Origin of the sequence: Elstera sp. (genome assembly GCF_044372965.1) — a bacterium.
Lineage (GTDB): Bacteria > Pseudomonadota > Alphaproteobacteria > Elsterales > Elsteraceae > Elstera.
Genome location: NZ_JBILQX010000002.1, coordinates 45,014 through 69,611, shown reverse-complemented (window position 1 = coordinate 69,611; position 24,598 = coordinate 45,014). Strand labels below are relative to the sequence as shown.

The following is a 24,598-nucleotide window of genomic DNA, read 5'->3' as shown; positions in this document are numbered from 1 at the left end:
TCACAATCTCAATGAGACTGTGCTTCATAGAGATGTGCGACCAAGAAATGTGATATTGGAGAATTGTATTGATGATGCGTCCTGTAAGGTAAGAATGATTAATTATGATATGTCATGGCATGAGGGAGCAAAAGGCGAGGATGCGAATAGTCCAAACTCTCAAATTGGCTATCAGGCACCCGAACTTATATCCTCTAGAAAGTCAAAAATTTCCAGGGAAGCGAGTGTTGATGTGTATGGTGTAGGTATGACCATGTATTATATGGCTTCCGGCAAAAATCCCCCAATTGGAGGTGGTAATGCTCAGGATTGGCATCAGGAAGTTGGTAGTAAGTTAGCAGGTTTAATGTGTCAAAATTGGCGCTCTCTAAATAAAAGATTGGAAAGATTAATAATGCTTTGCACCAATGTGCATCCCAGCCAGCGTCCTAGTATGGGGCACGTGATAAGCGAGCTCAATCAATTATATGAAGTCGTGCGTGGGGAGTATAAGAAGATAAGTGCAGATTTTTGGGCGGAAGAAGTATTGTCACGCGCCGGTTACGCGTATCGGCAAAGTACTGATGAAAAATCATATCGTATAGATCTTTTGGAGGGTAGGGAGACCATTATTTTCGGAAATCTTACCGAAAATAGTGTCGATGCTCAAATAAATATATCTGCAGCTGGAAAGGAAAATTGGGAGAATATAAAGAAGAGATTGAAGGAAAGATTTGAAGAATCGATAAATAGAATGACTCAAGCAGGTTGGAAAAAATTACCGGATACAGGAGCGTTTGCTAGGGAGGCTAGGTTGTCATTTCGGATAGACGTGACTGATCTAGAGCAAAAAATCGATCAAAAAGCCAGGGCATTAGGAGATGTCATACAGGCAATGAAATTATAAACAGTGGAACATTTTTTCTTTCAACCGATACAGCACCTCCAGCGCCTCGCGCGGCGTTAGCGCGTCCGGGTCGGTCGCGGCCAGGGCCGCCAACGCCGGGTGAAGCGCGGGCGGCGCCTCCGAAACTTCTTCCGGTTCCGCAACGGGGCGCAGGGCGGCGAAGAGCGGCAGATCGTCGGCGAGGCGGGAGAGGGCGGTAGAACTATCGCCCGACTCCAGCAGTTTCAGCACCTGTTCGGCGCGGCGTAGTACCGGCTTCGGCAACCCGGCGAGTTTGGCGACGTGGATGCCGTAGGAACGGTCCGCCGCGCCGGGTTGGACTTCGTGGAGAAACACGACGTCGCCCTGCCATTCCTTCACGCGCATCGAGTGGCACGACAGCGCGGGCAGGCGGGCGCTGAGCTTCGTGAGCTCGTGATAATGGGTGGCGAAGAGGCAGCGGCAGCGGCTGACTTCGTGCAGATGCTCGACGGCGGCCCAGGCAATCGATAGCCCGTCGAAAGTGGCCGTGCCGCGCCCGATTTCGTCGAGAATTACCAAAGCGCGCGGCCCGGCTTGGTTCAGAATCGCGGCGGTTTCCACCATTTCCACCATGAAGGTGGAGCGCCCGCGCGCAAGATCATCCGCCGCCCCGACGCGGGAGAAGAGCCGATCGACAATCCCCATCATCGCGGCGCGGGCGGGGACGTAAGCGCCCACCTGGGCCAGCAGGCAAATCAGCGCGTTCTGCCGCAAAAAGGTCGATTTCCCGGCCATGTTCGGGCCGGTAAGAAGCCAAAGGCGGTTCGTTCCTAAATCGCAATCATTGGCGATGAAGCCGCTCGCGCCGCCGGGCAGTAGTGCTTCCACCACCGGATGACGGCCGCCCTGAATATCGAACTCGGTGCCGTCGGTCAGGGTTGGGCGGGTATAGCCCCGGTCGGCGGCGAGATCGGCCAGCGCCGCTTCCACATCCAGCACGGCGAGCGCGCGGGCCGTGGCCGCAATGGGTTCGGCGCGGGCGAGAACTTCGCCGACCAAATCCTCGAACAAGCGCTGTTCCAAGGCCAGCGCTGTATCGCCCGCTTTGGCGACCTTTGAGTCGAGATCGGCGAGATCAACCGTGGTAAACCGCGCTGCGCCCGCCAGCGTCTGCCGGTGAATGAAGGGTTCCGACAGCTTATCGGCCTGGGCGGCGGTCACTTCGACGAAATAGCCCAGCACATTATTATGCTTAACCTTCAGGCTATTCACACCCGTTTCAGACGCGTAACGGGCTTGTAGCGCCGCGATATGGCGGCGGGCGTCGTCGCGTAAAGAGCGCTGGAAATCCAACTCCGGCGCATAGTCGGGCGCGATGAAGTCGCCATCGCGCGCGAGAAGCGGCAGATCGGGTTTCAGCGCCCGCTCCAACCGGTCGATCAAGCCCGTATCGGGGCGCATATCCGTGCAGGCGGCGGAAAGTTCGGCGGGGAGCGGCTTGGATTGATCGGCCAGCAGCCGTTCGCGCAGGGTTTCCGCCGCGCGTAAGCCATCGCGGATCGCGGCCAGATCGCGCGGGCCACCCCGCCCGAGGGTGAGGCGGGTGAGCGGGCGTTCCAAATCGGGCGCGCGGTTCAACTCCTCGCGCAGTTTGGCGCGCACATCGCTATAGGTATGGAAATAGGTGACCGCATCGAGCCGATCCGCAATTGCGCCCCGGTCGGTCAGCGGGGCGACCAGCCTTGCATGCAGCAATCGCGCGCCGCCGGGGGTGATGGTGCGGTCGATGGTGGCGAGAAGTGAGCCTTTGCGCTCGCCGTTCTGCGTGCGAATCAATTCGAGCGACCGGGCCGTGCTGGCGTCAATCGCCATCGTCGCCCCGGTTTCCAGCCGCGTTGGCGGGTCGAGCCGGGGCAGGCGACCGCGCTGGGTGAGGTCGAGATAATCGACCAAAGCCCCGGCAGCCGCGATTTCCGCGAGGCTGAAGCGGCCAAAGCCTTCGAGCGTGCCGACCTCAAACAAAGCCTCAAGCCGCTTCCGGCCATTGCCCGCATCGAAACGCGGCCCCGGCAGCGGGGCTAAGCGCGATTTCCACTCGCCGAACACTTCGAACAGCCGTTCGGCCTTCAATAATCGTTCCGGGAGCAAAATTTCCGCCGGATCAAGCCGAAACAGCGCGGCGGCGGTGGCTTCCGCGAGCCCCGGCTTGCCGGTATCGCCCAGCAGCCCGACCTGAAAACTGCCGCTGGTCATATCGATGGCCGCAAGCGCCACTTGCCCGCCGTTATCGCACAGCGCCGTAAGGAAATTCGCCCGGCGCGCATCCAGCAACCCGTCTTCGGTAATCGTGCCCGGCGTTACCACGCGCACCACGTCGCGCTTTACCGGGCTTTTCGGGCCGCGCTTCTTCGCCTCCGCCGGGTCTTCCATCTGCTCGCAGACTGCGACGCGAAACCCGGCGCGGATCAACCGCGAGAGATAGCCTTCAGCGGCATGCACCGGCACCCCCGCCATCGGGATATCATCCCCGCCGTGCTTGCCCCGTTTCGTTAGCGTAATATCAAGCGCCCGCGCGGCTTGCACCGCATCGTCAAAGAACATCTCGTAGAAATCGCCCATGCGGTAAAACAGCAGGCAATCGGGATACTGCTGCTTCAAAGCAAGGTAATGCGCCATCATCGGCGTCGTCGCGGCATCGGGCGTAAGGTTAGTCATCGAATCGAAACGGTCTCGCTGCGCGATGCAGAGGCCCTGCCTCTGCGCTCCGCTTAAGGGCCAAGGCCCTTAAGAATCCCGGTTTTGGGTCAAGAGTCTAGGGCTTGGATTTTAAAGCTGAAGCCTTTAACGGGGTTTGGGGCGGTGCCCCAAGCTGCGCGTCAGCGCTTATCCCGCTCCCCCGATCCACGTCCCCGCCACCCACCAATTGGGGTGCGCGGTTTTGATGCGGGCGGCGGCTTCGGTGCGGGCGTCGCGGGTGGGGAAGAGGCCGAAGCAGGTGGCCCCGCTGCCCGAAAGGGCGGCGGCGCGGCAATTGGGGGCGGCGCGCAGGGCTTTCAGCACGTCGGCGATGACGGGGGCGAGGGTGAGGGCCGGGCGGGTAAGATCATTCCCGCCGCGCTGAACGAGATCGGCCAGATCATCGACGCCCTGAAGCGGTGGCAGGGCCAGTAGTGGCAGGGAAAATTCCCCCTCCCGCGCGGCGAAGGCGGCTTTGGTTTCTACCGGAACGCCAGGATTGACCAGCACGGCGGCAACGCGGGGAAGCGGCAAGGGATCGATCACGTCTCCGACCCCGGCCACGCGGGCGCTTTTGCGCAGCAAGCACATGGGCACATCGGCCCCGAGGCGGGCTGCAATGCCGGCCAGCGGCAGCGTCGCGGGATCGAGCCCCCACAGGCGCGGCAGCAGGCGCAGCGCAGCGGCGGCGTCAGCCGAGCCCCCGCCGATGCCGGATGCGATGGGCAAGTGTTTTTCGAGCGTGAGGGTGGCCCCCAACTCGGGCCGCCCGACGGCAATGCGCAGCGCGTCGGCGGCACGAAAAGCGAGGTTTTGATCGGGCGGCGTTCCTCGTAGGGCACTCGCAAAGGGACCGGTGACGGTGAGCGACAGGCTGGTCCCCGCCGCCACAGTTAGCCGGTCGCCGATTTCGGCAAAACCAACCAGCGAATCCAGCCGATGATAGCCATCGGCGCGCTGACCTAAGACCCGCAGAGTAAGGTTGATCTTGGCGGGGGCGAGATCGGTGAGAATGTCCGGCATAACCATCGTCAGGGCGTCGGCAGACCCTCTTTGAGTTTGCGTTCGGTCTGCTCGCGGTCTTTGGGCTCGGGGTTCAGCTTCAGCGAGCGCTCCCACTGGAAGCCCGCTTCGCGCTTGCGGCCCGTGCGCCAATAGGCGTCGCCTAAGTGATCGTTGATGGTCGGGTCGCCCGGCTTCAGTTCCACGGCGCGCTCCAGCCAGCGCACGGCGCGCGGCAGATCGCCCAGGCGGTAGAAAGCCCAGCCGAGACTATCGACGATAGCCCCGTCGCGCGGGCGCAACTCGACGGCTTTTTCAAGCATCCTGCGGCCCTGTTCCAGGTTTTTGCCCTGATCGACCCAGGTATAGCCGAGGTAATTGAGAATATAGGGCTGATCGGGCTCCAGGCTGAGTGCCCGTTGCAGATCTTCGATGGCGCGGTCGACCTGACCCGAGCGTTCCAGCGCAATGGCGCGGTTGAATAGCAAGGAGGCGTGGCGGCGTTCGATTTTCGGGATGCGGCCAAAGGCGCTATCGTACAGAATGACGGCCTCGGCAAAGCGGCTGTGCTGGCGCAGCAGATCGCCCGCATAGCCCAGGGCATCGTCGCGCTCCGGGCGTTCGAGCGCCATTTGCTTGAGGTCAGCGAGCGCGCCCTCGGTATCGCCCAGCGCGTCGCGGTTGCCGGCCACGCGCAGGCGGGCGACCCAGCGGAACGGCGAGTCCGGCCCGATGCTTTGGTAGGTTTTGATCGCGGCGGCTTCGCGGTTCTGGGTTTCCAGAATCTCCGCCAGCAGCATTTGCGCGGCGGGGAAATCGGGGCGCAGGGACAGCACGATGCGCGTGTAGATCAGCGCCGTCTCATTGCCCTGGCGTTCGCGCTGAATAAGGGTCGCCACATCGAACAGCGCCTCGGCCAAGCCTTCCTTATCGGTCAGGGCCAAGCGCGGCGGGGGGGCTTTGTCGGCGATGCGGCGATAGGCGTTGGTGAGATAGAGCGTATCCGGGTTGCGCGCTTGATAGACATCATAGAGCGCTTTCGCTTTTTCGGGGCGCTGGGTGTTTTCATAGAAAGCCCCCGCAAGCTCGACGATACGCAGCGGCGGCGTTTCATCGGCTTTCAGCAGCGATTCGATGGCGGCTTCGAGCCCGGCTTTATCGCCCCGGCGCGCGGCAATCAGGGCCGTGTGATAGTCGAACAGCCCGGCCAGCGGCGAAATATCGGCAAGCGGGCGTAAAGATTGCTCGGCGGCCTCCCATTTATTTTGGGACGCGGCAATCCACGCCCCGACGACGGGGAGCAGCAGATTATTGACGCCCGAGCGGGGCAGGGCGGCGATGCGCTTTTCCGCATCTTCCCTATGCCCGCTGCCAACATCCTCGAACGCCAGGACGATTTGCGCCAGCGGAAAGCTGGGGTCGCGCGCGGTCAAGCGGCGGGCAAGTTGCACCGCCTGTTCCATCCGCCCCTCGCCGGTACTGAACACAAAGGCGCGGCGCATGAGATCGAGATTCTCGGGATCGTCGGCGAGCGCTTGCGTGGAGAGATCGGCGGCGGCGGCATAGTCGCCCGCCGTGGCCGCGCTCGTGCTGGCAAGATAGGCCCCCAGCGGCGATTGAACTTGCACGATGGTGGGCTCGCTCGCCAGCGGCGGCGGTGCGGCGGGGGTCGATTGGGCGCAGGCGGACAAAGCTGGGCCGAGCAGCACGAGCGCGAGCGCAGTGCGCCAGCGCAAAGCCCCGCTCAGGGAAATCCGAAAGTGCATTCGTTGCCGCTCCCACGCCGTCAATCGTCTAGAGCCGCACCCATAGCATAGGCGGGGCTTCGCGTCTCGCGCTCACCTTGGCGGAAACTAGCCCTGCCGAAAAGGGGGCTTATTGCCTGATTCTCCACAAGAATTGCCAAAGACTCCAAAAGCTTGATCTGGGGACTCGCTTCGAGCCGGGGGGAGGGCCTAGATTGAAGGCCGCTGCGGGGGAGTTTCAGTATGTCGGCGTCCGAACTTCTGGCTGAATTGGCGGCTTTGGCGATGCGTCACGCCCCCGGCGATGGGGTGGTGACAACAGCATTGCCGCATTTTGCGCTGATCCGCGCCAGCGCGCCGACCGAGCCCATTCAGGCGCTGCATCAACCCGCGCTGTGCCTGATCGTCCAAGGGGCGAAGCAAGTGATGCTCGGAATGGAAGCTTTTGTTTACGATCCGTCGAGTTATCTCGTGATCTCCGTCGATCTGCCGATCTCGGGGCAGGTTATTCGGGCGACGGCGGCGGAACCCTATCTCTGCCTGCGCTACGATCTCGATCCGCGCCTGCTGAACGAGGTGATTCTGGCCTTAGGCGAGCGCGCGCCTGCGGCCGAGACGAAGGCGAGTGCCGGGCTTTTTCTGAGCGCGGTCACGCCACCGCTGCTGGAAGCGTTTTTGCGCTTTGCCCGACTGCTCGATGCGCCGGAGGATCAGGCAATTCTAGCACCGCTGCTGGAGCGCGAGATTCTATACCGGGCACTGACGGGCGATCAGGGCGCGCGGCTGACGCGAATCGCTCGGCCCGACAGCCAGCACCAGCGCGTAAGCCGCGCTATCGGTTGGATTAAGGAGAATTTCCGCGAAAGCCTGCGGGTTGAGCATCTGGCCCAGGAGGCGCGGATGAGCCCTTCGGCCCTGCACCATCATTTCCGCCTCGTGACGCAAATGAGCCCCTTGCAGTTCCAAAAGCATATTCGGTTGCAAGAGGCCCGCCGGCTCATTCTCGCCGAAGCGATGGATGCGGCGGAAGCGGCTTTCAGCGTCGGTTACGAAAGCCCCTCCCAGTTCAGCCGCGAATACCGCCGCCTGTTCGGCGCGCCGCCAAAACGCGATACCGCCCGGCTGCGCGAGACGCCCGCGCTCATGGCGGGGGCGTAAGGTTTGGAGAATTAGGCAAGAACGCGCGAGCCTTGGTCTACCGCCCTAGTCCTCCCAATCGCTAAGTTTCTTCTCGTCCCCAGGGCAAACGGCCTGCGGAAAAATTGGAGAAGAGACAGAATGACCCAAGCCAAAATCATTGCGATCACCGGCGCCAGCAGCGGAATCGGCGCGGCCACGGCGGAACTTCTGGCCGGGCGCGGTTCGAAGGTGGTCATCGGCGCGCGGCGCACGGATCGCCTGGAAGCGTTGGCGGCGAAAATCCGCGCGGCGGGCGGCACGGTGCTGGTGCAGCCGGTCGATGTGACCGATCAAGATAGCGTCGATCAATTCATCCATGCGGCGCTCACGCGCTTCGGGCGGCTCGACGTGCTGGTGAATAACGCCGGGCTAATGCCGCTGTCGCCGCTGGCCGCCCTGAAGCTCGATGAGTGGAACCGGATGATCGACGTGAATATTCGCGGCGTCCTGCATGGAATCGCCGCCGTTCTGCCAATCATGCAGCAGCAGGGCAGCGGGCAGGTCATCAATATAGCGTCCATCGGCGGGCACGCGGTGTATCCGACGGCGGCGGTCTATTGCGCGACGAAATATGCCGTGTTGGCGATTTCCGAGGGGCTGCGCCAGGAGAACGATAAAATCCGCGTCACGGTGATCTCGCCGGGCGTCACCGAATCCGACCTTGCCGACACGATCACCGATCTCGGGGCGAAGGCGATGATGGAAGATTTCCGCAAAATCGCGCTGCCCGCCCGCGCCATTGCCGAGGCGATTGCTTTTGCCGTGGATCAACCGAGCGGCGTTGACGTGAGCGAAATCATCGTGCGGCCTACCGCCAGCCCCTATTAATCGTCAGCCTGGAAAGGTTTAATCCGATGGGCAGCCCCACTCTATGGGGAGCCTGCCGCTTTACCCTCCTGGGGCGGCTGCTCTCTCCTGTGCTCTTTCTTGCCTCGATGGAAACCGCGGCCCAAAGCCCGATCCCATCGCTCATTTTCGCGCAAAACCACATCGCTCAGGAGGCTTTGATGACCGAACCCCACCCCTATGTGGGCCTGTGGGTCACGGCGGACGGTTACATTCGCCACGAACTGCTCGCCAACGGCCGCTACCGCGAAGCGCGCGGCACGCGGGAAAACGCCTATACGGGCCGCTACGAAATCAAGGGCACTCACATCGACTATTGGGACGACACAGGGTTTACCGCCGATGGCGATTTTATCGGTGGGGTCCTGCATCACGCCGGAATGATTTTGTATCGGCGCTAAAACGCCCCCGGCGTCCCAAGATCGGCGGCGCGCAGATCGCCGACATGCACCCCGGCGCGGGTTTTAACCGGCACGGTGAGAATATCGGCCAGGGCTAGTTGCTGGGCTTCGCTGAGCAAGCCGAGCGCACGCAAAACCCCGCCCAGCGCGATTTCCGCCGCCCGCGCGGTGCCGTCCTCGATTTTTAGGGCGATGCCCCACCCCTTCTCGCGCACAATCGCCGTGAACACACCTTCCGCGCCGATTTTGCAGACGATCTGCGCGCCCGCGACCGCCATCAGCCGCGTAGCAAAGCCCAGGGTGCCATCGACATAAAAACCTTCGGTCGCCATCGCGTCGACGAGCCGCCGCACGGCCTCGGCCCGGCGGGGTGGCAGGCGGGACGGGTCGGCGCATTTGGCCATCGACAGCGCGAGCGATTTTAGTGGGGCCGCCATTGTCGGAATCCCGCAACCATCTGCCCCCCAGGGGGCCGCGAAGAGATCGACTTCCAGCATCTCCGACAGGGTTTCGGTAATGCGGCGCTGCACCGGGTGATCGTAACCAATGTAGCCCTTCAATGGCTCGCCCAGGTGCAGGGCGGTGGCAAGAAACCCCGTATGTTTGCCCGAACAATTATTATGGGCGGCGGTCGGGGTGGCCCCGCTGCGCGCAAGCGCAAGGGTGGCCGCCTCGTCGAACGGCCAATGGCTGCCGCACTCAAGATCGGCATCGGAAAGTCCCATCCGGGCAAGCCAGGCTTGGACAGTTTCAACATGCTGGATTTCGCCGCGATGGGAGGCGCAGGCGAGCGCCAGTTCGGCCTTGCTTACCTGGAAGCGATCGGCGGCGCCGCTTTCAATCAAGGGGAGTGCTTGAAGGATTTTGTTGGAGGAGCGCGGATAGGTCAGCCGGGCGCTATCGCCCCATTCCGCGACAATTCCGCCCCCCCCATCCACCACCACGGCGCAGCCGCTATGGGCGCTTTCGACGATCCCGCCACGGGTTATTTCGGCCAGAATGGGGTGAGGTAAAGACGGCATCGGCATTCCTGTAAGGGGGAGGAAGGAGGTTTGTTCACTGGAATAACGATAAAGAGCGGGTTTGGAAAGGTCTAGACACTAACGGGAAATAATTTGGCTATATAATTGTATAATTTTTCATGAATCCCCGCATTGTTAGCGGACACTCAAGCTTATTTCGGCATGACATTTGGTTGCAAAATAGACTATCTAAAGAGGATGCTCACGGTCCGAAGATGACCGGAGCGGGCTTCAGTGTTGTTTACCGGGAGTATAAAGGGTGAACTATCGCACATTAACGCTTGCATCGGTTTCGATGGTAGCGGCGCTTTTGGCTGGCACAGCGCAAGCCAAGACTTTGATTTTCTGCTCCGAAGGCAGCCCCGAGAATTTCAGCCCTGCGCGCGCAACGTCGGGGACGACGAGCACGGCGGCCGCTGAAACGATCTACAGCCGTCTGGTGGATTTCGAGCGCGGCACGACCAATCTGGCCAATAGCCTCGCTGAAAAATACGAAGTGTCGGCCGATGGTACGGTCTATACTTTCACGCTTCGCAAGGGCGTGAAGTTCCACACCACCTCCTTCTTTAAGCCGACGCGCACGATGAACGCCGACGATGTGGTGTTCTCGGTTGAGCGGCAGTTTAAGAAAGATCACCCGTACAACCCGATTGGCGGCGGCAAGTACCAGTATTTCGACGATCTGGGCATGTCGGAAAATCTGGTGAAGATCGAAAAAGTTGACGATCTGACCGTTCGGATGACCATTAAAGAAGCGCTTTCGCCCTTCATCACCAATGTGGGCATGCCCTTTATGTCGGTCTATTCTAAGGAATATGCCGATCTGTTGCAAAAACAGGGCAAAATGGAAGATATCGACCTGAAGCCGGTTGGCACGGGTCCGTTTATCTATGTCGATTACGTCAAGGATTCGACGATCCGTTACAAGACGAACCCGGATTATTTCGAAGGTAAGTCTTCCCTCGATGGTCTCGTTTTCGCGATTACGCCCGATAGTGCGCAGCGCGTAAATAAGTTGAAGGCAGGCGAGTGCAATGTTGCCGCCTACCCGAACCCGGCCGATATCGAGGCGCTGAAAAAAGAGCCGAGCCTGAAGGTTCTTCAGCAAGCCGGTCTTAACGTCGGCTATATCGCCTTCAATGTGCAAAAGAAGCCATTTGACGATAAGCGGGTTCGTCAGGCGCTGAACCTTGCCATCAACAAGAAGACCATTATCGATGCCGTCTATCCGGGCGGGATTGGTGAGGTCGCGAAGAACCCGCTGCCGCCGGTTATCGGCTGGGCCTATAACAATGATGTTAAGGACTATGCGTTCGATCCGGAAGCTGCGAAGAAGCTTCTGGCCGAAGCGGGCGTTCCGGCCGACACCGAAGTGGACCTGTGGGCCATGCCGGTTGCCCGCCCGTATAACCCGAACGCCAAGCGTATGGCTGAAATCGTTCAGGCCGATTGGGCCAAGGTTGGGATTAAAGCCAAAATCGTTTCTTTCGATTGGGCTGAATATCTGAACCGGACCCGCGAAGGCGAGCATCAGACGATGATGCTGGGCTGGACCGGCGATACTGGGGATCCCGATAACTTCCTTTATGAACTGCTGGGCTGCGGCTCGGCTAAGTCGGGCGGGAACCGTGCGCGCTGGTGTAACCAGCCGTTCGAAGATCTGATCCAGAAGGCGCGTAAAACGTCGGATCGGGCCGAACGCGGCAAGCTCTATAAAGAAGCTCAGGTGATCTTCAAAGACGAAGCCCCCTGGGTAACGGTTGCCCATGCGGTGCAAACCGTGCCGATGTCCAAGAACGTCGAAGGCTTTAAGGTCGATCCGCTGGGTCGCTTCAAGTTTTACGGCGTGAGCATGAAGTAGCCTTTACGGGCTAAATGACGGGAGGGCCGGACGCGCTTTTAAGAGCGTCCGGCCCTCTCATTATTCTAGAGCATCGCTCGTTGCGGGGTATCGCCCCATTGCGAAGCATTTGCTCAATAAAAGACCTGGTTGGTCGCATTCTTTTCAAGCACACTCGCTTTAGAGTTTTGTGCGGGAATGCTCTAGGAACCGTTCATCCATGCTGTCCTTTATTCTCCGTCAGGTTCTCCTGACGATTCCCACCTTTATTGGTGTGACGTTGCTTGCCTTTGTGATGATCCGTATTGTTCCGGGCGACCCCGTGCAAATCATGTCGGGGGATCGCGGGCTGTCGCCGCAAGTTTATGCCGAACGTATGGCAGCGCTCGGCTTAGATCGGCCCGTGTGGGAACAATATGTCGATTACATCACCAAGATGGCGCACGGCGACCTTGGCCGCTCCATGTACACGAAGGAATCGGTGCTGAGCGAGTTCCTGTCGCGCTTCCCCGCGACCTTGGAACTGGCGGCAGCGTCCATTCTCTTTGCGGTTCTCGTTGGGCTTCCTTTGGGCATGATTGCGGCGGTGCGACGAAAATCGATGACCGATTATTCGGTCATGACGGTTGCGCTCGCGGGCTATTCGATGCCGGTGTTCTGGTGGGCGCTGATTTTGGTGTTGCTCTTCTCGATGACCCTCGGGTGGACCCCCGTTTCGGGCCGCGTTGGCTTGATTTACTTCTTCCAGCCCGTGACCGGCTTCGTGTTGATCGATACGTTGATTTTGGGCGAGTACGACGCTTTTTGGTCGGCCTTGCGGCATTTGGCCTTACCCGCGATTGCCTTGGGCACGATTCCGATGGCGGTGATCGCGCGGATGACGCGCTCGGCCATGCTTGAAGTCTTGCAAGAAGATTATGTGCGCACGGCACGCGCGAAAGGCTTATCGCCCTTACGGGTCGTCGCCGTCCATGCGCTGCGCAACGCGCTGATCCCGGTTGTTACCGTCATTGGTTTGCAGGTTTCGACCCTGTTTTCCGGCGCGGTGCTGACCGAGACGATCTTTAGCTGGCCGGGCATTGGCAAATGGCTGATCGAAGCGCTGTCGCGCCGAGATTATCCTATTTTGCAAGGGGCGCTGATGCTGATTGCGACGACGACCATCCTCGTCAATCTGCTGATGACGCTGACCTACGGTATTATTAATCCGCGCATTCGCCATAAGCGCTAGGGAGGGGTGATGACCAGTCTTTCTGTCAATACAGCGCCGACAATTGCCCCGCCTGGGCCGTTCCGGCTGTTCTGGCTTGAATTTTCCAGCAATCGCGGCGCTTTTGCCGGGCTTATCTTGATCGTTACGATGATTTTGCTGGCGGTTTTTGCCCCTTGGGTGGCCCCGCATAGCCCCATCGAACAATATCGCGATGCGTTGCTGGTGCCGCCCGTTTGGACGGATGAGGGTAGTTGGCGCTTTATTCTCGGCACCGATGATATTGGCCGCGATATTCTCTCGCGCATCCTTTTCGGCGCACGCGTATCGCTGCTGATCGCCGTTATCGTGGTGGCGGTGTCCATTGTCGTTGGGATTGCCTTGGGGCTGATCGCCGGGTTCTTTCGCGGGATTGTGGAAATCGCGCTGCTGCGCTTTATGGATATTCTCCAGTCCATGCCCACGCTGCTGCTGGCGCTGACCATCGTCGCCATTTTGGGGCCGGGGCTGAATAATGCCATGGTCGCCGTGTGTATTGTGCTGCTGCCGAGTTTCGTGCGCCTCACCCATGCGGCGGTTCTATCGGAACTGACCAAGGATTATGTGCTGGCGGCGCGGATGATCGGCTCCTCTAAGTTCCGGCTCATGGTGCGCACGGTGTTACCGAACTGCTTGGCCCCTTTGATCGTGCAGGCGAGCCTTAGTCTTTCAACGGCGATTCTGGATACGGCGGCGCTGGGCTTCCTTGGGCAAGGCGCGCAGCCGCCGACGCCGGAATGGGGAACCATGCTGTCCGACGCCACGCAATATCTGCAACGCGCCTGGTGGGTGACGTTGCCGGGCGTTGCCATTCTGTTGGCGGTGCTGGCCTTCAATCTGATCGGCGACGGTCTGCGCGATGCTCTCGATCCGAAGTTGAAACGCTCATGAGCCTGCTTGAAATCCGCAATCTCACGGTCGAATTTCCCACGTCGCGCGGCTTGTTCCGCGCGGTCGACGGGGTCGATCTTACCGTTCCTGAAGGCGAAGTGCTGGGCGTGGTCGGGGAATCCGGCTCCGGTAAATCGGTCTCGATGCTGGCGACGATGGGGCTTTTGCCCGATTACGCCATTATTCGCGCCGATAAGCTTAGCTTTGACGGGCGCGATCTTCTGACCCTCAGTGCGGCGCAACGCCGGGCAATTGTGGGCAAAGATATCGCCATGATCTTTCAAGAGCCGACGACCAGCCTGAACCCCTGCTTTACGGTCGAATATCAGATCGATGAAGCCTTGAGGGTTCACACCTCGGCCAATAAGGCCCAGCGCCGGGATCGCATCGTCGAACTGCTCAATCAGGTCGGTATTCCCGATCCGGTCTCGCGCCTCTCGTCCTATCCGCATCAGCTTTCGGGCGGGATGAACCAGCGCATTATGATTGCGATGGCGATTTCGTGCCGTCCGCGCCTGCTGATCGCCGATGAGCCGACCACCGCGCTCGACGTGACCATCCAAGCGCAGATCATGGATTTGCTCACCCGCCTTCAGCGGGAGCAGAAAATGACCATGGTGCTGATCACCCACGATATGGCGGTGGTGTCGGAAGCTGCGCACCGCATGCAGGTGATGTACGCGGGCCAAGTGGTGGAGCAAGCGCCGGTGGAACGCCTGTTCACCGCGCCGCGCCACCCCTATACGGCGGCGCTGCTCAATGCGCTCCCCGAACATGCGACGGCGGTGCTCGGCGGGCCGCGCAAGCGGTTGCCGACGATTGCGGGCGTGGTGCCGGGGATTGGCGACCGCCCGAAAGGTTGCCTGTTCAACCCGCGCTGCAGTTTTGTAAAAGACCGTTGCCGGTCGGAAGCGCCGCTCTTAAAGCCCGAAACCTTTGGCGGGGCTGTGCGCTGCCACACGCCCCTTGATGGCCAAGGCCAGCCCCACGACCGGCTAACCTCCGGGGAGACCGTGTAATGACCGATCTCATGAAAGCGGTGGACCTGCGCCGTCACTATGGCGTCAGCCGGGGGCTGTTCCAACCGAGCGCGATGGTGAAAGCCGTCGATGGCGTGTCCTTCACCCTCAACGCCGGGCAAACTCTGGCGATTGTGGGCGAAAGCGGCTGCGGCAAATCCACCCTCGCGCGCCTGCTGGCCCTGTTCGAGGAGCCGACCGAGGGCGAACTCTTCATCGACGGCAAGCCGGTAACGCAGGCCGATGCCGCCACGCGCAAGCGCTTGCGCCAAAGCGTGCAGATGGTGTTCCAGAACCCCTATGGCTCGCTCAACCCGCGCCATACGATTGGCCGCGCGCTGGAAGAGCCGCTGGCGATCAACCGGCCCGAGATGAGCGCCGCGGACCGGCGCGCGGCTGCCGAGGCGATGATGGCGAAGGTGGGGCTGCGGCCCGAGTTCTACGGGCGCTATCCCCATATGTTTTCGGGCGGTCAGCGCCAGCGTATCGCCATTGCGCGTGCGCTGATGCTGAACCCGCGCATTGTGGTCGCCGACGAGCCCGTCTCGGCGCTCGATGTGTCGATTCAGGCGCAGGTATTGAACCTGCTGATGGATTTGCAGGACGAGTTCGACCTTGCCTATGTGTTCATCTCGCACGATCTCGGCGTTGTTCGACACATCGCCTCCGACGTGATGGTGATGTATTTGGGGCGGCCCGTGGAATATGGGCCGGTGGAGCAGATTTTCGAAGATCCGCGCCACCCTTATACCCGAGCGCTCCTCGGCAGCCGTCCGCGCTTGCGGGCGATTGGCGAGCCGCCGGAAAGCCGCCCGCGCCTATCGGGCGAACTGCCCTCGCCGCTCAACCCGCCCTCCGGCTGCGCCTTCCATAAGCGTTGCCCGCTGGCAGAAGCATCGTGCAGCCAGACCCGGCCCGAGCCGATTTTAGTCGGCAACCGGATGGTTGCCTGCCCCATCGCGCTCCGCGACCGCGCCGCCTAATCTGGAACCCCCGCCGTCACACGCGGGGGTTTTTCTTGGAAAGGCGCATCGCCCAGCACGAATGAGGCACCCCTGAAAGCGGTATTGGCTCCTATCGCCTCATATAAATCTCAGGTCTAGCGCAGAATTGTATCAGATTGGCTGGCAGCATTATCAGTAGTCATAAAATGGTCATCCGTGCGTTCTAGAGTCCGGCGGCGCAAGCTTGCCCTTGGTTGTCATGGATGATTTCGGGCGGCTCCCGCCGTATTTTGTGCCCAGCCAATGGATGCCCCGCTATGACCGACATGATTGATACGTCCCGTCGCCAGGCCCTTAAACTTCTTGCCGGTGTTCCGATGCTGCCGCTGGCCGCAGGGACGCTCGCCTCTTTCGTGGCCGGTCTCGGTGATAACACGGCGCTGGCGGCTCCGGCCTTACGCGTTGGCAAAACCCGCTTCGTAAGCATGGCTGCACCGACCCTGTCGAACCCGGCGGCGATGGCGACGACGACGGTCGAATCGGCCATCGAAGTTGAACTGGCGGACAAGAGCCGTCATCGCTTTCCGCTGAGCTATCACCCCTTCTTCATCACCGGCGACATGGTTTCGGACGGTAAGGGCGGCAAGATCCTCGCGGGCGGCTATTACGATATCAATAATCAGCCGATTATCGATAAGTCGGTTCCGGGCAAGGAACGCCACTTCTTCTCCGACGCGCCCGATGGCACCTCGCTGCTGAAGGTTCCGGGCGCAAAAGTGAAGGGCGTGAAGGGCAATACCGTGTTTGCCGTCGTCCAGTTCGAATATACCTCGCTCGATCTCGCCGGGGTCGATGCTTACGGCACGCTGCCGTCGCCGATTGCCGTGCTGACGCTGGACCAGAGCCCGGAAACCGGCATGCTGAGCTTGGTGAAGTATCACAATGTCGATACCTCCAAGGCCCACGGCCTGTGGATCACCTGCGGCGCGAGCCTCTCGCCCTGGGGCACGCATCTGTCGAGCGAAGAATATGAGCCCGATGCGCCGTTCGTCTCCGGTAACAAGCAGTTCAAGGCGTTCAGCAAGAACGTGTATGGCGACGAAACGAAGGCCAATCCTTACCATTACGGCCATATGCCGGAAATCATCGTCCATGCCGATGGCACGGGTTCGGTGAAGAAGCATTACAATATGGGCCGCATCTCGCACGAATTGGTGCAGGTGATGCCGGACAATCGCACGGTGCTGATGGGTGATGACGCCACCAACAGCGGCCTGTTCCTCTTTGTTGCCGATAAGGCGAAGGACCTGTCGTCGGGCACGCTTTATGTGGCCAAATACGCGCCGGGCTTCACGCTCGATACCTCGGCAGCGGGCACCAAGATCACCTGGATTAAGCTTGGTCACGCCACCAGCGCCGAAATCGAAGCCATGGCCAATAGCCTGAAGCCGTCGGACATTATGGACGTGAAGAAGGAAGATCCGAACGACGCGTCCTACACCAAGATCTTCTACAATGGTGCCGCCAACTGGGTGAAGATGAAGCCCGGCATGGAAAAGGCCGCCGCCTTCCTCGAAACCCATCGCTACGCCTATCTCGTCGGCGGCTCGATGGCCTTCACCAAGATGGAAGGCACGACGGTTAACGCCAAGGATAAGGTTGCTTACTCGGCCCTGCAAAACATCGTCGACTCGATGGTCAAGGGCGGTAAGGGCTTCAATGAAGAAAGCAATATTGCGCTCGACAAGGCCCTGAACGCCGGGGGCGTGGTCGAGCATAAGCTCGGCGGCGGCGTGTCGGACAGCAAGGGCGCGAAGATCGTCAGCGAGTGGGTCCCGCTCAGCAGCAAAATGCTGTTGGTCGGCGAAGACATTAAGGCCGATGGCCTGGGCAACCTGTCGAACCCGAACATCATCGGCAACCCGGATAATCTGAAGTTCTCGGAAAAGCTGCGCACCCTCTTCATCGGCGAAGATAGCGGCAGCCACGTGAATAACTTCCTCTGGGCCTATAACGTCGATACCAAGGAACTGGCGCGTCTTCTGTCGATCCCCTCGGGGGGCGAGTCGACGGGGCTGCACGCCGTCGATGAACTCAACTGCTGGACCTACATCATGAGCAACTTCCAGCACGCCGGGGACTGGAACAAGACGCTGCACGCCAAGGTGCAACCGACGCTCGATCCGCTGGTGCGCGCGAACTATAAGGATCGCTACGGCGCGGCCGTCGGCTATCTGACGCTGGCCACCACGGCGATTAAGCTGCACGGGTAAGAACGAACGGGTGGGGGCTTCGGCCCCCACTTGATGAGGTTAAAGAACGCCGGGGCCGCGAGGTTCCGGCGTTTTCGTTTCGGGAAATGCTATGTGCAACTAAAGCGAGATATGAGAAAGTGCACGATAAATTTGATGGCAACAGGATAATTTCGGAGGATAAAATTTTGAGAACTCAAGGGCAGAGAGTGCTATTTTCATTGTTAATATTAACTCTCTCTTTGGTGCCAATCCTACTGACATGGATATTCACTCGTTATAATATAGGCGCGTCGTGCGGCGGGTATTTTAGGTGTGGCAGTGATTTTGTTGCAGCTTTATATGTTGCGGGATTGATTTTTTGCTTATTTATATCACGATCAAGAAATTTATTTAAGTATATTATTTATATTAATATATTTTTTATATTGTCTTGTGTCTGTATATTTTTGGGAAATTTCTCATTTGAGGGGGCGAGTTCTCGAGTCGTGGCTAAAACTCAATTTCTAACTATTATTATGCCTTATATTTCTTATTACTCGCCCCTTGTGATGCTGTTGGATAAAAAGAGTGAAAAATAAGGAGCCGCGTAACCTTACAACATCCCCGTCTCCAACCACACCACCCGCCCGAACCCCGCGACGAAATGCAGGCGCGGGGCATTCAGCCGATACAGGTGGAAATCGGTGAATTGATAGTACATCTCCGCCTCGGGATGAGCGGCAAGATAGGCCCCCCGCAGCGCCTCTTTATCGGCGGGCTCCACAATTCCTTGCAGCGTTACCCGGCCCGCCGCCAGCGCGTCCGGGGCGGTGGCGACCGCGTCCGATTCCAGCAGCAGCGAGGCGCGCGGATCGGCAGCCAGATTCTGGGCGTGCTGGGAGAGGGTGGAGAGCAACAGTAGCGGCATCAGATCATCGCCGACCAGTGTCGAGACCAGGGAAGCGTAAGGATCGCGCGCCGCGCCCATCAGCGTCGCCAGCGCGCCGCGCCGGGCGGTCTGCATGATCGTGCGGGCTTCTTTGGTCAAATCCATGGCGATGCTTCCTTTTTTTGCCGTAAACTCGTGCCAAACCGAAGGTAGAGTGACCCGGCCATTAGCAGAAGGGCAGAGAATGCCGCAGACCATTGCGTTAATCGACGACGATCAAAATATCCTCACCTCCGTTTCCATGCTGCTGGAAGCGGAAGGGTTCGAGGTGCGCACCTATCCCGATGGCGAAGCGGGTCTGCAGGGCATTCTCGGCAAGCCGCCCGATCTGGCGGTGCTCGATATTAAAATGCCGCGCCTGAATGGGCTGGAAGTGCTGGAGCGGCTGCGTAAAACCAGTTCGCTCCCGGTGATCTTCCTCACCTCTAAGGATGATGATGAGGACGAGCTAACCGGCCTGTCGTTGGGGGCGGATGATTATATCCGCAAGCCGTTCAGCCAAACCCTGCTGCTCGCGCGCATTCGTGCCGTGCTGCGGCGGCGCGAGGCGGTGGCCGCGAACGAACCCGCGATGATGGTGCGCGGTAATCTCGCGCTGGATGAAAAGCGCCATCTTTGCACCTGGAAGGGCCTGCCGATTGACCTGACGGTGACGGAATTCCTGATTCTGAAAGCCCTCGCCCAGCGGCCCGGCCATGTGAAAAGCCGCGATCAATTGCTCGATGCGGCCTATGGCGAAAGCGCCTTTGTCGATGACCGCACCATCGACAGCCACATCAAGCGGCTGCGCAAAAAATTCAAAGTTACCGACGAAGATTTTTCCGAGATCGAAACCCTCTATGGCGTCGGCTACCGATTCTCCTCCTAGCGCATCGCCTCCCAAGGGGGGCGGTTCGCCGGATCATATCGCCCTGGTGGGCGAGCAGAAAGCCGCCGCCGGGGTTCGGGAGGCTGCGAAAAAGAAGCGGCGGATTTCGACCCTCTCGGTACGCATTCTTGCCGTCAATCTGCTCGCCCCGCTGATGCTCGGCGTGGGGCTTCTGTATCTCGACCGCTACCAGGAAGCCCTGGTGCGCGCCGAAATCGAAGCCCTCACGATGCAGGCGGGGCTCATGTCCGGTGCCCTGGGGGAAGGGGCGACGGCGCTCACCAACTTGGAGCAGTTGCGCATTGTCGAATCGGTCGCCCGGCCCATGGTGCGGCGTTTCGCGCTGCAAACCCGCGCCCGCGCGCAGGTGTTCGAGCGCGACGGAACGCCGCTGATCGATAGTCAGTTGGTGCTGCACCCGAACGGCATGGTTAGCGTTGCGCCGCTGCCGGGCGAGCCCGATGGGGTAGGGCCGTGGCTGTCGCGCGCCTATGATTGGGTGTTCAACGCCCTGCCCCGGCGCGATAATTTTCCGCAGTATGATACGCGCCCGCTCCGCCGCGCCTCCGACTATCCCGAAGGGGCCAGCGCGATGCTGGGCGAGCCGGCGGCGGCGGCCTATGTGAGCGACAATGGCCATTTTATCTTCACGATTGCCATGCCGATTCAGCGGTATCGGGAAGTGGTTGGCGTGCTGATGCTCTCGCGCTCCTCCAACGAAATCGATGAATCCCTGCGCCGGGTGCGCACCGATATTATGATTTTGGGCGGGCTTGTGCTGGTGGTGACGATTCTGATGTCGCTCTATCTAGCGGGCACGATTGCCCGCCCGATCCGCCGGTTGGCGCTCGCGGCGGAACGGGTGCGCCAAGGGCGGGCCAATGCCGCTATTCCCGATTTCAGCAAGCGCCGCGATGAAATCGGCGATCTTTCGACAGCGCTGAAAGCCATGACCGAAACGCTGCACCAGCGGCTTCAGGCAATCGAACGTTTCGCGGCGGACGTGAGCCACGAGATCAAAAACCCGCTCTCCTCTCTCCGGTCGGCGGTCGATATGGTCGCGCGCATCGAGGACCCGGAGAAGCGCGCGAAGCTGATGAGTATCGTCCGCTCGGATGTGCTGCGCATCGACCGGCTGATTACCGATATTGCCGCCGCCTCCCGCGTCGATGCCGAAATGGCGCGCGCCGAACCGCAACCCTTGGATTTCGGGCGGCTTATGGGAGCACTCGTCGGTGTGTATGAAGTAACCGATCCCGAAGGCGCGGTGCCGATCACCCTCACGGTCGCGCCGGGGGGCTTGCTGACGGTTTTGGGGGTGGAAGATCGGCTGGTGCAGGTGTTCCGCAATCTCATCAATAATGCCCGCAGCTTTAGCCCGCCGGAGGGTTCGATCCGCCTCACAGTGCGGCGCGAGGGGGCACGCGTGATTGCTGCTGTGGAAGACGATGGGCCAGGCATTCCGCCGGGCAAGGAGGAGGCGATTTTCCAGCGCTTCTATTCCGAACGCCCGAAAGCAGAAAATTTCGGCACTCATTCGGGCCTGGGCCTTTCCATTTCCCGACAGATCATCGAAGCCCATGGCGGCACGCTGATGGCGAAGAACCGGCATCACTTCGATGGGCATGTGACCGGCGCGGCTTTTGTCGTGACGCTGCCGGTGGCAAAGGGGTTGCGGGTTTAGCGTATAGGGTGGCGATCAAAGACTCGACACAGGTGCAGCGGATGAGCCCTGGAGGGCTTAGCCCGCCGACACAATAGCGAGCAGCCTCGGCAGCAGTCCGGGGGCGGCGTCGGTCGCGGTCGTCCAGAGGATATCGTGATTGATATCGAAATAGGCATGGATTAGACGATGACGCATGCCGACGATGGCTGCACAGGGAACCTCTGGGTGTTGCTCACGGGTGTCGATGCTCACCTTGGTAGCGGCTTCGCCGACGATTTCAATGGCCCGTACCAGCGCAAAGGCGAGCATTGTATCCGTGTCGAGGTGTTCCCGCTGCCGGCCTCGGGTGAAACTGATGGCTGAATGGAGGGCATCGACCATATGACGGATACGAATAACATCATCCGCCGTCATACTGTACCTCAGCTGACCGCACGACATCGTCGCGGAAATAGCGGCTCAAATCCTGCGCTGTCCGCAGATCAACCTTGCGTCCTCCCACGAGCGGCGACAGTTCTATTTCCACTTGCGCCAGGGTGAGAAGACTGGGTTTGGCTTCTGGCTCAAACTCTACCAGAAGATCCACATCGCTATCGGGGCGGTTGGTGCCTTTTAACTGAGAGCCGAACAGGGCTAGCCGCCGGATGTAATGCCGACGGCAGATAGTTTCCAGTGCGTTAGGATCGGTAAAAAGGGATTGTATCATCACCAGTCTCCCGCCGCAGCGTTTTGGGCCAATCCTTGTGTAGAAGGCGACTGCCGAGCAATTACCACATAGGTAATTTATATAAGCTCAGGTTAAAAGACGCGCAACCTTAGCGCGGCGATCCATTGTGTGGCCATTTCCTCGTTTCCAGTTGGAGGGGCCTAGGATACATCGTCTGTTCGATCGCTCGCTGCCCAGTGCGTTAAATGCGCCCGACGATTTTTATCGGGATTACAAGGGGGATGCCATATTTTTGCTCCCATATGCGCAGTGAATTGGACGCGAGAATTTTTAGGAGGCCGCTATGACCGAACCCCATACGTCGCTGCCGCTCGACCCGCACGCGGAGGCCGCCCCGCCCGCGCGCCGGGGGACCGAGGTGCAGCCTATCGATCTGACCCCCGAAGGCCCCAGCATTCATGCGACCTGCATTTCCCTTCATGGGGTTGGTCTGCTGTTGCGCGGCCCCTCGGGTTTGGGAAAATCCGATCTGGCGCTGCGCCTGATCGATGGCGGCGCGACTTTGGTGGCCGATGACCGGACGCTGCTGAGCACGGCCCTCACGGCGGGCGGGCCGATTCTCGTGGCCTCGCCCCCGCCGGGGTTGGCGGGGCTTTTGGAAGTGCGGGGCCTGGGGCTCGTGCGCCTGCCCCATCAAAGCCTCTGCCCTGTCCATATGGTGGTCGATGTGTTGCCGCCCGATGATAAGCCGGAGCGCCTACCCGATCCTGATACGGAGGTTTTTCTCGGGGTCACACTGCCGCGCTGGTGCCTGAATGCCTTGGAGCCCTCGGCCCCGGCCAAAGTGCGCCTTGCCGTGCGGATTTTGACCGAGCGTAGCCCCAAGCTTCTGGCCCCGCCCGATCCGGTTCCGGCGCCCCCCGTATGACGAGCGCTTTTGCCCGCGCTCGGAATCGGCTATCGTCGGTAGCTGCGAGATTATTCTGGGCAGGCCGAGATCAAATGCGACCGATGGGGATACTGTGAGCCGAAGAGAATCACCGATCCTCGTGGTTTCGGGCATGTCGGGGGCAGGTAAATCTACCGCCCTGCGCGCGCTGGAAGATATCGGCTATGAAGCGGTCGATAATCTGCCGCTGCCGCTGCTGCCGATGGTGGCGCAACTCCATGATCGGATTGCCGAACCGCTCGCCATTGGCATCGATATTCGCACGCGCGGCTTTTCGGTCGATGAACTGTTGCTCGCGCTCGATCAGATCGAAACCGATACCGGCACGCGCCCGCAGCTTGTCTTCCTCGATTGCGACGATGATGCGCTGGTGCGGCGCTTCACCGAAACCCGCCGCCGCCACCCGCTCGCCGCCGACCGGCCCGCCGCCGATGGCATTGCGCTGGAGCGTGCCCTGATCGGCCCCTTGCGCCAGCGCGCCCAAGACGTGATCGACACCACGGTTCTGGCCCCCGGCGAATTTCGGCGCTTGATGCAGGAATTGGTAGAGGTCAAGGACGGGCGCAGTTTGCTGACCGTCACCGTGCTCTCCTTTTCTTTCCGCCAGGGCTTGCCGCGCGAGGCTGATCTGGTGTTCGACGTGCGTTTTCTGCGTAACCCTTATTATGATTTGGCTTTGCGCGCCTTCGATGGGCGCAATGCTGGCGTTGCCGCCCATATTCAGGAAGATCCCGATTTTGGGCCATTTTTCGCCAATTTTAAGCAGCTTTTAACGCCGCTGCTGCCACGCTATCAGGAGGAAGGTAAGAGCTATCTTACGATTGCCTTCGGTTGCACCGGCGGCAAGCATCGGTCGGTGTTTTTGGCCGAACAAACGGCGGCTTGGCTCAATAGCCAGGGGTGGGGTGCGGGCATCCATCACCGCGAACTGAAAGATAACCGCCCGGCGCGCGCCCGCGCCGCCCAGGATAAGGCGGGTGGGCTGTCGTGACGCTGATTGTCTTGACAGGCCCGTGCCGACAAACTTTTGTACAGGCCCGCTGCCGCCATGGGGGCACGAAGGGGTTTAGGTCACGGAATCCGGGCCTTCCTTCTTTTAAGCACGGGCTTCGCTCTAACGCCGGGGAAAGGCAAGCATGATCGGTCTGGTCCTCGTAACCCACGGACGCCTTGCAGCAGAATTTATTGCGGCGCTCGAACATGTCACAGGTCCGCAACGTAATTGCGTTGCGGTCTGTATCGGCCCCGAAGATGATATGGAGCGGCGGCGTCAAGATATTCTCGATTTCGTGGCCCAGGTTGATGAGGGCGATGGGGTGGTTGTGCTTACCGATATGTTCGGCGGCACGCCGTCTAACCTTGCGATCTCGATCATGGATATGGCACCGGTGGAGGTGATCGCCGGGGTGAACCTGCCGATGCTGATCAAGCTCGCCTCCTTGCGCGAAACCATCAAGCTTCCCGAAGCGGTGGCCAAAGCCCAAGAAGCGGGCCGGAAGTATATCGCGGTCGCCTCGCGGCTGCTGGCGGGTGAGGCTTAGGAT

General features: G+C 60.2%; 22 protein-coding genes. 15 read left to right on the top strand and 7 right to left on the bottom strand.

Going from position 1 to position 24,598, the window contains the following annotated elements:
- Positions 1 to 886 (top strand): protein kinase (locus ACIQ36_RS00825; protein WP_395824385.1); only part of this gene is annotated, 886 nt, incomplete at its 5' end.
- Here the strand turns inward: ACIQ36_RS00825 and mutS are convergent.
- The 3 genes from mutS to ACIQ36_RS00810 form a co-directional block, all read right to left on the bottom strand.
- Positions 881 to 3,562 (bottom strand): DNA mismatch repair protein MutS, encoded by a 2,682-nt coding sequence (gene mutS, locus ACIQ36_RS00820; protein ID WP_395824382.1) that lies wholly within the window; start codon positions 3,560 to 3,562, stop codon positions 881 to 883. The two genes, ACIQ36_RS00825 and mutS, sit on opposite strands and share 6 nt — an antisense overlap.
- Before the next feature lie 168 nt (positions 3,563 to 3,730).
- Positions 3,731 to 4,606, bottom strand: a complete 876-nt coding sequence (locus tag ACIQ36_RS00815; protein WP_395824379.1) for a 4-(cytidine 5'-diphospho)-2-C-methyl-D-erythritol kinase — start codon at positions 4,604 to 4,606, stop codon at positions 3,731 to 3,733.
- Positions 4,607 to 4,614: 8 nt separating this feature from the next.
- The gene (locus ACIQ36_RS00810) at positions 4,615 to 6,351 is read right to left on the bottom strand and encodes a tetratricopeptide repeat protein (protein WP_395824376.1); all 1,737 of its coding nucleotides are present in this window, start codon (positions 6,349 to 6,351) and stop codon (positions 4,615 to 4,617) included.
- A gap of 222 nt (positions 6,352 to 6,573) precedes the next feature.
- On the opposite strand from ACIQ36_RS00810, the gene ACIQ36_RS00805 reads away from it, so the two are divergent.
- From ACIQ36_RS00805 to ACIQ36_RS00795, 3 genes are all read left to right on the top strand, one after another.
- A complete protein-coding gene (locus tag ACIQ36_RS00805) occupies positions 6,574 to 7,488 on the top strand; it encodes an AraC family transcriptional regulator N-terminal domain-containing protein (RefSeq protein WP_395824373.1) in 915 nt (304 codons plus the stop codon).
- 120 nt (positions 7,489 to 7,608) lie between these two features.
- A complete protein-coding gene (locus ACIQ36_RS00800; RefSeq protein WP_395824370.1) occupies positions 7,609 to 8,337 on the top strand; it encodes an SDR family oxidoreductase in 729 nt (242 codons plus the stop codon).
- Positions 8,338 to 8,363: 26 nt separating this feature from the next.
- Positions 8,364 to 8,756, top strand: coding sequence for an Atu4866 domain-containing protein (locus tag ACIQ36_RS00795; RefSeq protein ID WP_395824368.1), 393 nt, complete (start codon positions 8,364 to 8,366; stop codon positions 8,754 to 8,756).
- Here the strand turns inward: ACIQ36_RS00795 and ACIQ36_RS00790 are convergent.
- On the bottom strand, positions 8,753 to 9,778 hold the full coding sequence (locus ACIQ36_RS00790) for an asparaginase (RefSeq protein WP_395824365.1): 1,026 nt from the start codon (positions 9,776 to 9,778) through the stop codon (positions 8,753 to 8,755). The genes ACIQ36_RS00795 and ACIQ36_RS00790 overlap by 4 nt on opposite strands.
- A 259-nt stretch (positions 9,779 to 10,037) precedes the next feature.
- Here ACIQ36_RS00790 and ACIQ36_RS00785 point away from each other — a divergent pair, with 259 nt between their 5' ends.
- From ACIQ36_RS00785 to ACIQ36_RS00760, 6 genes are all read left to right on the top strand, one after another.
- Entirely contained in the window at positions 10,038 to 11,639 is a 1,602-nt protein-coding gene (locus tag ACIQ36_RS00785; protein WP_395824362.1) for an ABC transporter substrate-binding protein, read from the top strand.
- 199 nt (positions 11,640 to 11,838) lie between these two features.
- A complete protein-coding gene (locus tag ACIQ36_RS00780; RefSeq protein WP_395824360.1) occupies positions 11,839 to 12,849 on the top strand; it encodes an ABC transporter permease subunit in 1,011 nt (336 codons plus the stop codon).
- Positions 12,850 to 12,858: 9 nt separating this feature from the next.
- On the top strand, positions 12,859 to 13,758 hold the full coding sequence (locus ACIQ36_RS00775; RefSeq protein ID WP_395824357.1) for an ABC transporter permease subunit: 900 nt from the start codon (positions 12,859 to 12,861) through the stop codon (positions 13,756 to 13,758).
- Positions 13,755 to 14,777: an ABC transporter ATP-binding protein gene (locus ACIQ36_RS00770; protein ID WP_395824354.1), complete on the top strand. Its 1,023-nt coding sequence runs from the start codon at positions 13,755 to 13,757 to the stop codon at positions 14,775 to 14,777. Before ACIQ36_RS00775 ends, ACIQ36_RS00770 begins: the two co-directional genes overlap by 4 nt.
- On the top strand, positions 14,777 to 15,760 hold the full coding sequence (locus ACIQ36_RS00765; protein ID WP_395824351.1) for a dipeptide ABC transporter ATP-binding protein: 984 nt from the start codon (positions 14,777 to 14,779) through the stop codon (positions 15,758 to 15,760). Before ACIQ36_RS00770 ends, ACIQ36_RS00765 begins: the two co-directional genes overlap by 1 nt.
- Positions 15,761 to 16,038: 278 nt before the next feature.
- Positions 16,039 to 17,994, top strand: coding sequence for a PhoX family protein (locus tag ACIQ36_RS00760; protein WP_395824348.1), 1,956 nt, complete (start codon positions 16,039 to 16,041; stop codon positions 17,992 to 17,994).
- 574 nt (positions 17,995 to 18,568) lie between these two features.
- On the opposite strand, the gene ACIQ36_RS00755 is transcribed toward ACIQ36_RS00760, so the two are convergent.
- Positions 18,569 to 19,009: a pyridoxamine 5'-phosphate oxidase family protein gene (locus tag ACIQ36_RS00755; protein ID WP_395824344.1), complete on the bottom strand. Its 441-nt coding sequence runs from the start codon at positions 19,007 to 19,009 to the stop codon at positions 18,569 to 18,571.
- Between the two features lie 79 nt (positions 19,010 to 19,088).
- Between ACIQ36_RS00755 and ACIQ36_RS00750 the strand changes: the two genes are divergently transcribed.
- Both ACIQ36_RS00750 and ACIQ36_RS00745 read left to right on the top strand, forming a co-directional pair.
- Positions 19,089 to 19,772, top strand: a complete 684-nt coding sequence (locus ACIQ36_RS00750) for a response regulator transcription factor (RefSeq protein WP_395824341.1) — start codon at positions 19,089 to 19,091, stop codon at positions 19,770 to 19,772.
- Positions 19,744 to 21,456, top strand: a complete 1,713-nt coding sequence (locus ACIQ36_RS00745; protein ID WP_395824338.1) for a stimulus-sensing domain-containing protein — start codon at positions 19,744 to 19,746, stop codon at positions 21,454 to 21,456. The genes ACIQ36_RS00750 and ACIQ36_RS00745 overlap by 29 nt, the downstream gene beginning before the upstream one ends.
- A gap of 57 nt (positions 21,457 to 21,513) precedes the next feature.
- On the opposite strand, the gene ACIQ36_RS00740 is transcribed toward ACIQ36_RS00745, so the two are convergent.
- Both ACIQ36_RS00740 and ACIQ36_RS00735 read right to left on the bottom strand, forming a co-directional pair.
- Positions 21,514 to 21,852 carry a DUF86 domain-containing protein gene (locus ACIQ36_RS00740; protein ID WP_395824335.1) on the bottom strand — a complete coding sequence of 113 codons (339 nt, stop codon included), beginning with the start codon at positions 21,850 to 21,852 and terminating at the stop codon, positions 21,514 to 21,516.
- On the bottom strand, positions 21,839 to 22,144 hold the full coding sequence (locus ACIQ36_RS00735) for a nucleotidyltransferase family protein (RefSeq protein ID WP_395824333.1): 306 nt from the start codon (positions 22,142 to 22,144) through the stop codon (positions 21,839 to 21,841). The genes ACIQ36_RS00740 and ACIQ36_RS00735 overlap by 14 nt, the downstream gene beginning before the upstream one ends.
- 304 nt (positions 22,145 to 22,448) lie before the next feature.
- Here ACIQ36_RS00735 and ACIQ36_RS00730 point away from each other — a divergent pair, with 304 nt between their 5' ends.
- The 3 genes from ACIQ36_RS00730 to ACIQ36_RS00720 all read left to right on the top strand — a co-directional run bounded on the left by ACIQ36_RS00730 (position 22,449) and on the right by ACIQ36_RS00720 (position 24,595).
- The gene (locus ACIQ36_RS00730; protein WP_395824330.1) at positions 22,449 to 23,033 is read left to right on the top strand and encodes an HPr kinase/phosphorylase; all 585 of its coding nucleotides are present in this window, start codon (positions 22,449 to 22,451) and stop codon (positions 23,031 to 23,033) included.
- A gap of 94 nt (positions 23,034 to 23,127) precedes the next feature.
- Positions 23,128 to 24,045 (top strand): RNase adapter RapZ, encoded by a 918-nt coding sequence (gene rapZ, locus ACIQ36_RS00725; RefSeq protein ID WP_395824327.1) that lies wholly within the window; start codon positions 23,128 to 23,130, stop codon positions 24,043 to 24,045.
- Between the two features lie 145 nt (positions 24,046 to 24,190).
- Positions 24,191 to 24,595 carry a PTS sugar transporter subunit IIA gene (locus ACIQ36_RS00720; protein ID WP_395824324.1) on the top strand — a complete coding sequence of 135 codons (405 nt, stop codon included), beginning with the start codon at positions 24,191 to 24,193 and terminating at the stop codon, positions 24,593 to 24,595.
- Positions 24,596 to 24,598: the final 3 nt, after the last annotated feature.